Source organism: Gilliamella sp. B3367, assembly GCF_026536825.1.
Taxonomy (GTDB): Bacteria; Pseudomonadota; Gammaproteobacteria; order Enterobacterales; family Orbaceae; genus Gilliamella; species Gilliamella apicola_E.
Window position 1 is genome coordinate 570,888 of record NZ_JAFNNJ010000001.1, and the last position, 12,362, is coordinate 583,249.

Consider the following 12,362-nt stretch of genomic DNA (forward strand, 5'->3'; position numbering starts at 1 on the left):
GAGCGGGGTTTTTGAGGTTCAAAATTCGCTTTGAAATATTGTCTAAAATAAATAATTCGGCTTTAAATTGTGGCGTTTTTAGTAGTCGTTTTTTTGCATCAAAAAAAGTTGAGGAACGGGGTTTTTGGGGTTCAAAATTCGCTTTGAAATATTGTCTAAAATAAATAATTCCGCTTTAAGCTATGGCGTTTTTTAGTGGCCGTTTTTTGCATCCAAAAAAGTTGAGGAGCAGGGTTTTTGGGATGTTAAATTACACCTCAAACTCATACGTCACTAAAATCAAATGCTAAATTTTTCATTATTACAACTGTTAAATATTGTAAAGTCGATATTAACTAATTAAAACAATAATTAGCTGTCATTTTTAGCATGTAAAGCGTTTTATCTTTACGAAAATTAGCAATAAAAGTGAAAACAGATATTGCGTCGTTTTTTTCTGTTCACTATACTTTTTCATCATTACATTAAAGAATAAATTTCAATCAAATTTAAAATAAAATCAAAATAAATCATAAATTTACTTGACAGGATTGTCGATTATGTATTATAATTTCCAACAGGCAACAGGCAACAGGCAACTTGGCCAACCTATACTTTAAATTCGTCTAAATTAAGCTTCCAACGTCCTTTTTTCACAAAAGTTTATTTTTTCACTCGATTAAGCACAATTCCACTAATTTTCGTGCGATCTTTTTTCCGATCCTTTCATCGATCCAAATTATCCCGGCAGATCTTTATAGGGGGAGCGGTGGCTCTTTTACTTCCTATTTCTTTTTCTAGCCATGCATTAACTTCTAAAACATCAAGTGTTATTCACGGTAATGCCCCGTATTTAACCTTTGACGGTGGTCTTACACGAACAATTAATACTGATGGTCTGCTTGGGATATCTTTATCTAATGGCGTTAGATATACGCCGTCAACCAACAATTCATCAACTACACCAATAGAATTACCAGTAACAGGTCAAAGTTTTGCTGATATTAGCATGTTAGTGCCAGTAGATACTGATTCCATAGCATTGAGTACTCTTGTCAGTTCACCTTACAATTATTGGGGAGATGATGATGGCGATGGTGACATTACCGCTACAGGTAATTTAAGTTTATCTATCGTGGACAAAAACAACAAAGTAGTATCACGTAATACCGTGCCAGAAATTTGTAATGCACCTTATCGACTTAATTTAGCCAATACTTATGTTGCCTTAATCACACGTTATGGCTTTCCTAATACTCGTAGTTTTGACGCCAGTAGTGTGATCTATTATATAAATCCTAAGGCATCGCCGAAGGTTTGTTTTGCTAAGCCAATTTTGATGTATGGTACAGGCTATTATGCTGGTCCGACTTCGATTTGGGATCCTGATAATGGTTTTCTTCCTCAATCAACTATACCATCATCTTATAGTTTAAATTTTCCGACTACTGGTGCTCATGGTTTGTACTTTGATTTAGATATTGGTGGTATTAATCAGTCCTTGTCTTGGGAACCAGTTTCTCACGGAGGTATAACCGCTACAATGAGCGATTCTACAAGTAAAAGGGTTCGAGTTACATTAAGTGGACCTGTTGCTACCTCATCTCAGCATATGTCTAGCAATCCTGGTAATATACCTAGGCCATCTTTGCCCCAGACATTCGAGTTGGTCGGTCGAGACAGTCGAGGTAATGCTGTTGTTAAATATGGATTTACGTTAAAGCAGTGGTTTGTCAACCGCGGTGGAATAGAAGACTCTTATTCTAATACCTTATCTTGGTGTAATAATATAGGTTATCGAATGCCTCTCGTAATGGATTTAACTAATGCTTCTTGTCAAGGAAGTGGTTCTCACCCTTACTGTCAAGGTTCAGTTGGAGCTACGCCTTCATCACTTAATAATTTATACCAGCGTCGGATTGGTGCAGGTTTTTTTACGGAATGGGGGCGAATGCTGAGTTACTCAGGAATTGGGTTTGATCGTTATGGGTACTGGACTAGTGATTCAAATGGTAGCTATCAGTTTGCCGTGTTCGCGGCCTACGGTGATGTTGGTTGGGCTATCGACGATAACAGCGTGATTTGTGCCTATCCTTAGTCCTCTTGTCTAAGTAAGCACAGAAGTTAGGGATGGGTAAAATAGCGTATTCCTGCAAAATAGTTTAACTAATGATTGTGAAGGTTCAGTTGGTGCAACCCCTTCTTCAAACGGCAATTATTATCAGCGTAGAATCGGCACAGGATTCTTTACCGAGTGGGGATTGATGAAAAATTACTCACAAGCCAATTTTTCCTTTGACAGTTATTGGACGGTTGATACTAATCCTTCATATAATCAGCCGTTTGTTGTGGGCTCGTACTTCGGTGATGTACTATTCGTGGACCGATTACGCAACTACAACGGACTTTGTGTTTCTCCTTAACTTTTATTCGATAATTCATATGACTTGAGTAAATAAACTGGAAATAGCAATAAGTCCGTTAGATAGTTGACTTGAAGTGTTTAAAACAAAGTTTTAACTGGGAATAATTTATTTTGTTGTGTTTTATCGAAAAAAGTTGAGGAGCGGGGTTTTTGAAGTTTTAAATTTCACTTAAAAATTATTAAATGATCCAAATCACTAAATTTTTAATTCAAAGCCCTAAAATAAAATTTCTGAGGATCAATCGCTCTAATTTTAAAGATTTGTAACTGTGATATATTCAATTAAAACAATAGTTAAATAATTATAATTTAGATCATTTTTAGATCCTATTTACAAAAGTTAACGTAAATGAGCGAAAAAAAGTGTTGCATCGTGTTTTTCCAATCACTATACTTTTTACACGGTTTTAGCTAGTAGGCTAAAATTTAACAGAAAAGTATAAAATTGTAAATAAATCAAAAAATTACTTGACAAGGTAGTCTAAAATGCATTATAATTTTCAACAGGCAACAGGCAACAGGCAACCTGGCCAACCTATCTTTTAAATTCGCCTAAGTTCAACACCCAGTTTAAATTTTTCACTGAAGCTTATTTTTCTACTCAATCAAGTGAAATTCTGCGAATTTTCGCGCGATCGCTTCCGCGATCCTCTTCTCGATCTTTTTTCCGATCCTTTTCCCAATTATCCCGGCAGATTGTTTTTTCCGTGGTCTTTTTCCTTCCTTTTTCGGGTCACGCATTGACATCACAGACAACTAGGAATGCGATACAGGGTAGTGCACCTTATCTGACTTTCGACGGTGGTCGTACTCGTGCAGTTGATACTAACGGTCTGCTTGGGATTACACTATCTAACGGAGCTAATTACACGCCTTCAACCAATACTTCATCTTCTTCAGCACCTATCACCTTGCCGGTTGAGGGTCAGAGTTTTGCTGATATTGGTATGTTCGTTCCTACTGATACAAATTCAGTCGCTTTAAGTACTCTTATCGGTCCTCCTAATAATTATTGGGGGGATGATGATGGTGATTCTGGCGTTACTGCTACAGGTTCTTTAAGTTTATCTATCGTCGATAAAAGTGGTCAAACGGTATCACGTAGTACCGTGCCAGAGATTTGTAATGCACCTTATAAAGTTAAGTTATCTAGTACTAACGGTACATTATCTACTCGTTACGGATTTCCTAATCGTAGTACTTTCAGTGCTCGTAGTGAGACTTATTACGTCAATCCTAAGGCTCCGCCTGTGGTTTGTTTTGCTCGGCCTAACTTAAGGTATGGTAAGCGTGGTGATTCAGGTGATTACCCATCTTTTGATTTTGCTGGCCCAGCTTCGATGTGGGACCGTTCTAATGGTTTTCTCACTCAAGAAACAGACCCGTCACTTTACGGTAGAAACTTTCCTACTACAGGTCTTAATGGATTGTACTTTGATTTACTCATTGGTGGTGTTAATCAACCTTTGTCTTGGTCTCCTGTTTCTCAGGGAGGTATCACCGTCACAATGTCTAATTCTACTGCTACAAGCGTACGTGTTACTTTAACGGGGCCTTACGCTACCGAATCCCAGCATAGTTCATACAATCCTGGTCTTATTTCTAAACCTACTTTGCCTCAGACCTTCGAGTTGGTCGGTCGTGATACTAATGGTACTCCAGTCGTCAGATATGGTTTTACTTTGAAGCAGTGGTTCGTCAACGGAGGTTCTTGGGATGGCTATTATCCTTCTGCCTTATCTTGGTGTAATAGTATTGGTTATCGAGTGCCTAAGGTAAAGGATTTAACCAATGCATCTTGTCAGCCTGGCTCCTATTATGATTCTACGTGTCAGGGTTCAGTCGGCGCCACCCCTTCTTCTCCTAATAATGTTTATATGCGTCATATAGGTTCAGGTTTTGTCACTGAGTGGGGCAGACTGGGTGATTATTCAGGCGTTGGCTTCGGCGGCAATTGGTACTGGACTAGTGACCCGAACCAGTCTGGTAGTAACCAGTTTATCGTCAACATGCACAACGGTACTGTGCATTGGTATTACTACCACTACCACGTGCTTTGTGCCTATCCTTAGTTCTTATTCCTTCGTCCTTAATCCTCAGGGGGGGGTGATAAAGAAATAGTGTTAAGTCATTAAAAGTAAGCTGACTCAAGGAGTCAACGTCGTTTAGCCATAAAAAAAGCGATTTTGCGGCTAAGCGACGTTTGAATTACCCGCCTAGGTGGGTTTATTTTTGAGGTGTTTTTTAGCAAAAAAAGTTGAGGAGTGGGGTTTTTGAGGTTTTAAATGTCACTTAAAAATTATTAAATGATCCAAATCACTAAATTTCTAATCCAAAGCCCTAAAATAAAATTTTTGAGGATCAATCGCTCTAATTTTAAAGATTTGTAATTGCAATATCTCTAATTAAAACATCAATTAACCAATTATAATTTAGATCATTTTTAGATCCGATTTACAAAAGTTAACGTAAATGAGCAAAAAAAAGTGTTGCATCGTGTTTTTCCAATCACTATACTTTTTACACGGTTTTAGCTACAAGGCTAAAATTTGATATAAAAGTATAAAATCACAAATAAATCAAAAAATTACTTGACAGGGTAGTCTAAAATGCATTATAATTTTCAACAGGCAACAGGCAACAGGCAACCTGGCCAACCTATCTTTTAAATTCGTCTAAGTCCAACACCCAGTTTAAATTTTTCACTGAAGCTTATTTTTCCACGCAATCAAGTGAAATTCTGCGAATTTTCGCGCGATCGCTTCCGCGATCCTCTTCTCGATCTTTTTTCCGATCGTTTTCCGGATCCTCTTTCAGATTTCGATCCTTTTCCCAATTATCCCGGCAGATTGTTTTTTTCGTGGCTTTTTTTCTTCCTTTTTCGGGTCACGCATTGACATCACAGACAACTAGGAATGCGATACAGGGTAGTGCACCTTATCTGACTTTCGACGGTGGTCGTACACGTGCTGTCGATGCTAACGGTCTGCTTGGGATTACACTATCTAACGGAGCTAATTACACGCCTTCTAACAATTCATCATCTACAACCCCAATCGTCTTGCCGGTTGAGGGTCAGAGTTTTGCTGATATTCGTATGTTGGTTCCTACTGATACTGATTCAGTCGATTTAAGTACACTTATCGGTCCTCCTAATAACTATTGGGGAGATGATGATGGAGATTCTGGCGTTACTGTTATTGGTTCTTTAAGTTTATCTATCGTCGATAAAAACGGTCAAACGGTATCACGTAGTGCAGTGCCAGAGATTTGTAAGGCACCTTATAGTGTTAAGTTATCTAGTACTAACGGTACATTATCTACTCGTTACGGATTTCCTAATCGTAGTACTTTCAGTGCTAGTAATGTGACTTATTACGTTAATCCTAAGGCTGAGCCGGTGGTTTGTTTCGCCAAACCAAATACGTCTCACGAATCTTCTAGCCAAAATGGCCCAGCTTCGATGTGGGACCCTGCTAAGGGTTTTCTCACTCAAGAAACAGACCCGTCACTTTACGGTAGAAACTTTCCTACAACTGGCGGTAATGGATTGTACTTTGATTTACTCATTACCGGTAGTAGTCAGCCATTGTCTTGGTCTCCTGTTTCTCATGGAGGTATCACTGCTACTATGTCTAATCCTACTGCTACAAGCGTACGCGTTACTTTAAGTGGTCCTTACGCTACCGAATCCCAGCAAAGTTCATCCAATCCTGGTCCTCTTTCCACTATTTCTTTGCCTCAGACTTTCGAATTGGTCGGTCGTGATGGTAATGGTACTCCAGTCGTCAAATATGGTTTTACTTTGAAGCAGTGGTTCGTCAACCGTGGTTCTAAAAAGGACAGGTATCCTCAAACTTTATCTTGGTGTAATAGTCTTGGTTATCGAATGCCTAGCGTAAGGGATTTAACCAACGCGGTTCGTACAGGCTCTTCTCCTATCTCTGGCGCCAACCCTTCCTCGCCGGCTAATCATTTTATGCGTCATATAGGTTCTGGCTTTGTTGCGGAGTGGGGCAATATGTCTGATTATTCAGGCGTTGACTTCAACAACCTAGATTGGGTTTGGACTAGTGACCGGAGGAATAGTAGCGGCTATTTTGTCGTGTCCGTTAGGGGCGGAGGTGTTTTTTCCTCCTCCTCCGCCTACAGCCTTTGCTCCCATCCTTAGTTTTTATTTCTTCATCCTTAATCCTTAAGGCGGGGGGGAGGGTGATAAAAAATAGTATTAGGTGATTAAAAGTAAGCTGACTCAACGAGTCAACGTCGTTTAGCCATAAAAAGCGATTTTGCGGCTAAGCGAAGCTTCAATTACCCGCCTAGGCGGGTTTATTTTTGAGGCGATTTTATCGCAAAAAAAGTTGAGGAACGGGGTTTTTGAGGTTTTAAATGTCACTTAAAAATTATTAAATGATCCAAATCACTAAATTTCTAATCCAAAACCTTAAAATAAAATTTTTAAGGATCAATCGCTCTAATTTTAAAGATTTGCAATTGCAATATATTTAATGAAAACAATAGTTAATAAGTTATGGTTTAGATCCTTTTTAGATCCTATTTACAAAAGTTAACGTAATTGAGCGAAAAAAAGTGTTGCATCGTGTTTTTCCAATCACTATACTTTTTACACGGTTTTAGCTACTAGGCTAAAATTTGATATAAAAGTATAAAATCACAAATAAATCAAAAAATTACTTGACAGGGTAGTCTAAAATGCATTATAATTTTCAACAGGCAACAGGCAACAGGCAACCTGGCCAACCTATCTTTTAAATTCGTCTAAGTCCAGCACCCAGTTTAAATTTTTCACTGAAGCTTATTTTTCTACTCAATCAAGTGAAATTCTGCGAATTTTCGCGCGATCGCTTCCGCGACCCTTTTCTCGATCTTTTTTCCGATCCATTTTCAGATCCTTTTCGCGATCCTTTTTCGGATCCTGTTTTCGATCCTTCGATTTTTTCCAATTATCCCGGCAGATTGTTTTTTTCGTGGTCTTTTTCCTTCCTTTTTCGGGTCACGCATTGACATCACAGACAACTAGGAATGCGATACAGGGTAGTGCACCTTATCTGACTTTCGACGGTGGTCGTACTCGTGCAGTTGATACTAATGGTCTGCTTGGGATTACGCTATCTAACGGAGCTAATTACACGCCTTCTAACAATTCATCATCTACAACCCCAATCGTCTTGCCGGTTGCGGGTCAGAGTTTTGCTGATATTCGTATGTTCGTCCCAACTAATACTAATTCAGTTTCTTTAAGTACTCTTATCGGTCCTCCTAATAATTATTGGGGAGATGATGATGGAGATTCTGGCGTTAGTGCTACAGGTTCTTTAAGTTTATCTATCGTCGATAAAAGAGGTCAGTCTGTATCACGTAGTACCGTTCCAACAATTTGTAACGCACCTTATAGGATTAAGTTATCTAGTACTAATGGTACATTATCTACTCGTTACGGATTTCCTAATCGTAGTACTTTCAATGCCAGTAATGTGATTTATTACGTCAATCCTAAGGCTGAGCCTGTGGTTTGTTTCGCAAGACCTAATTTAAAATATGGTAAGCTTGGTGATAATCCTTATTACCCATCTTGGGATTTTGCTGGCCCAGCTTCAATGTGGGACCCAGCTAATGGTTTTATCCCTCAGTCAACAGGCCCATCATCTTACGGAAGAAACTTTCCTACAACTGGTGCTAATGGATTGTACTTTGATTTACTCATTAGTGGTAGTAGTCAGCCATTGTATTGGTCTCCTGTTTCTCAGGGTGGTATCACAGTCACAATGTCTAATTCTACTGCTACAAGCGTTCGTGTTACTTTAACTGGTCCTTACGCTACCACATCCCAGCATAGTTCAGACAATCCTGGTCTTATTTCTAAACCTACTTTGCCTCAGACATTCGAGTTGGTCGGTCGTGATAGTAATGGTACTCCTGTTGTCAAATATGGTTTTACTTTGAAGCAGTGGTTCGTCAACCGTGGTAATGTGATTGAGTACAATTATTCTCGTGCTTTATCTTGGTGTAATAGTCTTGGTTATCGCCTTCCTAAGGTAAAGGATTTAACCAATGCATCTTGTCTGCCAGGCGGTTTTAACTATAATCGCTGTCGTGGTTCAGTCAGCGCCACCCCTTCCTCACCTAATAATCATTATATGCGTCATATAGGTTCTGGTTTTTTAGCTGAGTGGGGCAAAATGGAGGATTACGCTGGCGTTGGCTTCTTCGGCAACTATGAGTACCGGACTAGTGACTCGCGTGATAGTGGCCACTTTATCGTGCCCATAAACCACGGTGACGTGGGTTGGTTCTACAACAACATCTCCACCTACGGCCTTTGCTCCCATCCTTAATATTTATTTCTTCGTTCTTAATCCTTAGGCCGGGGGTGGGGGGGGATAAAAAATAGTGTTAACTGATTAAAAGCAAGCTGACTCAACGAGTCAACGTCGTTTAGCCATAAAAAGCGATTTTGTGGCTAAGCGGCAAAAATGCTGGGCACTGAGGTGGTGGTTAAAAATATTGATATTAAAGGAGTAATATAAAATGAATATTGAAGAAAAAATAGCGTTAAGTAAAAGTCCGGTTCAGTTTATTGCCGAAGGTAATTTTTTAAAGCTTTATAATCAATCATTATATGTGGTTCAGCAGTTATTGGGTTTTAACTTAAAGGCAACGGCAAAGTTTATAAAAAAGATAGACCAAATTATCGTTTGTGGTGGATTTCCTACCCGTTCTATTACTAAACGCTATCCTAATGCCAGCCCTAATTTAACCGGGTATGAGTTAATAGGTGATTATGATTTAAGTGGTTATGAATTATGGTACCAAAATCATTGCCAAATACCGAAGCAAAAAACACCACAATCCCTTCTCACAACATCCCAAGAGGTAAACGAACAGTTAAACGAATTCCACGATATGAATAAATCCTTAACGATTCAGCATCTATTATTTTTACAATCATGGCAGGCAAATAAATATCCTGCTATGGTAGATAGTGCGTTTATTCAGGAGTTGAAGAATTATTTTAGTGAATTGCATTAATAGCAGCGCACACTGTGCCTGATGGCGCTATCGGATAGGATTTATCAAATCCGCTGATAGAAAAAAGGCTATAAATAAGGTCAGCATTTTTTACGCAGAGCTTGATGTTAAAGGTAAATCATCCACCTCAACTAGGGTGGTTTTTTAGTTTTTATCGAAAAAAGTTGAGGAACGGGGTTTTTGGGCTCCTTAATTGCTTGCAATTAGAAACTTCTGTTTTACTTTCAATTAACTGAGTTTACTTTTCCGATAATTTACTATGATATTGCCGTCGATATTCAGTGGGTGTTCGTTCGGTTTTTTTTCTAAAAATTCGGCAAAAGTAGTTACTATCTTTAAAACCCGCTTCAAGCGAGATTTCTTTGACGTTTAAGTCGTAATCTTTAAGTAGTGATTTTGCGTACTCTATGCGGATATGGTTGAGATATTCATTTAAGCCAATTTTGCCTTCGTTTTTGAATAGATAGGATAAATAGTTGGGTGAGATATAAAACATTTTAGCTAGAAATTCACGGCTTATATCTTCCCGAAAATGAGTATCAATATATTGGCGTATTGCTTCGAATAAGCTGGTGGTTTTTGATGCGGTTTTTATGTCGGCATTGAGTAAATCTAGGGTGTTACTAAGCAGGCTTTGAATCAAGTAGTAGCCGGTTTGAGTTTGTGGTTGATTTTGCCAAGTCAATTCAGATAGCGCTTGAATAATAAAGGTGCCAACTCGTGGACCTCGTCTTGGTATGTTGGTTTGTGCTAGCGGAATTAATTGGTTGCCGTCCCAATAAACAATGCTGATGCCAATTTGCTGTTTGCCAAATAAGATGTTTAACCAGGTGATTGGGGTTGTGCGGATAGGTTTGTTCCAACTATTAGCGGTAATATAGAGCAGATCATTAACTTCAAGTTGTTGTGTCATTATTTTGCCATTGCTGTCAGCCCATTGCATAAGCTGTTGACCTTCTATAATCACTTCGATCCTCGGAAAATCAACTTGATAAGCATGTAGCGGGGCCGTTTGTTGGTTATTGGCAAAATAGAGGTGGTTGATTTGTTGGTTAGTGAGCTGAGTTAATACGTTTTTTAGGTTTGTGGTCATATTGTTAGTAAACCAAGTAATGTGCAGTTGGTTTAATTATAGCTTGTGGAGTTAAAATTGAAAAATTTATTTAATTTAATGTGTTATTGATTATTATTAAAAATGTGATCGAGATCGCATTTTGCTATTTATCGTACAAAAGTCCAGTAAATAGAAATTTTGTCTTCTAGGCTTGAGTTAAATTTTTTTTTACTATGCTACTCATCAATTAAGCATTTAATTAGGAGTGGGTATGGAATTATATTTAGATACAGCCGATGTTGCAGCAATTAAGCGTTTAGCTGCAATTTTACCAATAAAGGGGGTTACCACTAATCCAAGTATTGTCGCTAAATCGGGTAAGCCAATTTTTGATTTGTTATCTGAATTACAAGATTTGCTGGGGTCTGATAAGTTGTTATTCGCGCAAGTGCTTTCTCATAATGCTAAAGAGATGATTAAGGAAGCTGAGCAACTTCGTAAAGTCATTCCATCGATTGTGACTAAAATCCCGGTTAATGCCGAGGGGTTGATGGCGATTAAGGAGTTGACCAAGCAGGGGATTCCAACTTTAGGTACGGCCGTTTATGGTGCGGGTCAGGGCTTTTTGGCTGCGCTTGCTGGTGCAAAATATATTGCTCCTTATGTCAATCGTATTGATGCCCAAGGTGGTAATAGTAAAGATACGGTTTATGAGCTACAAGCGCTGTTAGATTTGCATTGTCCTGAATCGATGGTGTTAGCAGCCAGTTTTAGAACGCCAAGACAAGCTTTAGATTGTATGCTTGCCGGTTGTCAGTCAATTACGTTGCCGGTGGATGTGGCGGAGCTGTTTATTTCAGATCCGGCCGTCGATGCTGCTGTGGTTAAATTCGATCAGGATTGGTGTGGGGCGTTTGGGGCCTTACGCTTTTAATACTTGCTATTGATTTAGATTCCACCCATTTAGGGTGGTTTTTTTTCTCTTTCCCGCGATTAAAAATTCCCCTTTTTTATACCAATTATGTTGTATGATAGTGATGCGATATTAGAGGAATAGAAGAGAACACCAAATGCACGAAAAATCAAAAAAATACATTATTAATGCTTTATTGACAGTGATTAAAGTTGAAAGGCCGTCAGAGAGTTACTTTCGGTTACATTTTAGTTGTGATAAGCCTTTAGCAGTTAATCCAAATTGGATTTGTCCTCATTTAAAGTTGTTATTTGCTGATCCTTTGACTGGCAAAATTACTTTCCCGATGTTAGATGAAAATAATAAAATTTTAGTGAGTGATAAAGTTCGACAATTTGCTCGCAGTTATAGTATTCGGGCTTATGATGAGTCGTCCAATCAAATTGTGATTGATTTTGCGATTCATGACAGCGGTTTAGCGACGGTTTGGGCTCAACAGGCAAAAGTGGGCGATCAAATCGGTATAGTTGGTACAGCAGGTAAGTTAGAATTTGATAATCAATATTTGATTTTGATGGGTGATGTGTCTTCTCTGCCAACCATCTGTTATACCCTTGAACATTTACCTGCAAATCATAAAGCAGTTGCTTTTATTGAGGTTAATCATAAGAGCGATATCGTTGAACTGCCATCTGATTTATCTGTTCAATGGTTGATTAAAGATGCCAATCATCCTAATCAATTAGTTGATGCAGTGATGAGTTGGGATTTGGGTCAGCAGGATAATCTATTGTTTTGGGGCGGGTTAGAGTGTTCGCTTGCTCGGCAATTACGTCAGGCCATTAAAGATAAATATGTCGATTTGCAACCTAGTTCGGTCCACATTACTAGTTATTGGCGAGAAGGTTTTGCTGAAGGGGAGTTTAAACATCGAGATTAGC

The 12,362-nt window shown here is 38.7% G+C and carries 9 protein-coding genes; 8 read left to right on the forward strand and 1 reads right to left on the reverse strand.

All coding sequences use genetic code 11. From position 1 onward, the window contains the following. The first annotated feature begins 748 nt into the window (after positions 1-748). The 6 genes from J3U23_RS02520 to J3U23_RS02545 all read left to right on the forward strand — a co-directional run bounded on the left by J3U23_RS02520 (position 749) and on the right by J3U23_RS02545 (position 9,454). A complete protein-coding gene (locus tag J3U23_RS02520; protein WP_267338344.1) occupies positions 749-2,077 on the forward strand; it encodes a hypothetical protein in 1,329 nt (442 codons plus the stop codon). A gap of 166 nt (positions 2,078-2,243) precedes the next feature. Next, on the forward strand, positions 2,244-2,402 hold the full coding sequence (locus tag J3U23_RS02525) for a hypothetical protein (RefSeq protein ID WP_267338345.1): 159 nt from the start codon (positions 2,244-2,246) through the stop codon (positions 2,400-2,402). A gap of 709 nt (positions 2,403-3,111) precedes the next feature. Further along, positions 3,112-4,476, forward strand: coding sequence for a hypothetical protein (locus J3U23_RS02530; RefSeq protein WP_267338346.1), 1,365 nt, complete (start codon positions 3,112-3,114; stop codon positions 4,474-4,476). Positions 4,477-5,264: 788 nt separating this feature from the next. Next, positions 5,265-6,575 carry a hypothetical protein gene (locus J3U23_RS02535; RefSeq protein WP_267338347.1) on the forward strand — a complete coding sequence of 437 codons (1,311 nt, stop codon included), beginning with the start codon at positions 5,265-5,267 and terminating at the stop codon, positions 6,573-6,575. A gap of 817 nt (positions 6,576-7,392) precedes the next feature. After that, positions 7,393-8,760, forward strand: coding sequence for a hypothetical protein (locus tag J3U23_RS02540; protein WP_267338348.1), 1,368 nt, complete (start codon positions 7,393-7,395; stop codon positions 8,758-8,760). A gap of 193 nt (positions 8,761-8,953) precedes the next feature. Continuing rightward, positions 8,954-9,454 (forward strand): hypothetical protein, encoded by a 501-nt coding sequence (locus J3U23_RS02545; protein ID WP_267338349.1) that lies wholly within the window; start codon positions 8,954-8,956, stop codon positions 9,452-9,454. Between the two features lie 238 nt (positions 9,455-9,692). Here the strand turns inward: J3U23_RS02545 and J3U23_RS02550 are convergent, their stop codons facing one another. Next, entirely contained in the window at positions 9,693-10,547 is an 855-nt protein-coding gene (locus J3U23_RS02550; RefSeq protein ID WP_065734578.1) for an AraC family transcriptional regulator, read from the reverse strand. A gap of 232 nt (positions 10,548-10,779) precedes the next feature. On the opposite strand from J3U23_RS02550, the gene fsa reads away from it, so the two are divergent. Together fsa and J3U23_RS02560 are read left to right on the forward strand one after the other, a co-directional pair. Next, positions 10,780-11,442, forward strand: a complete 663-nt coding sequence (gene fsa, locus J3U23_RS02555) for a fructose-6-phosphate aldolase (RefSeq protein ID WP_065734577.1) — start codon at positions 10,780-10,782, stop codon at positions 11,440-11,442. 136 nt (positions 11,443-11,578) lie between these two features. Next, the gene (locus J3U23_RS02560) at positions 11,579-12,361 is read left to right on the forward strand and encodes a siderophore-interacting protein (protein ID WP_267338351.1); all 783 of its coding nucleotides are present in this window, start codon (positions 11,579-11,581) and stop codon (positions 12,359-12,361) included. The last annotated feature ends 1 nt before the right edge of the window (position 12,362 follow it).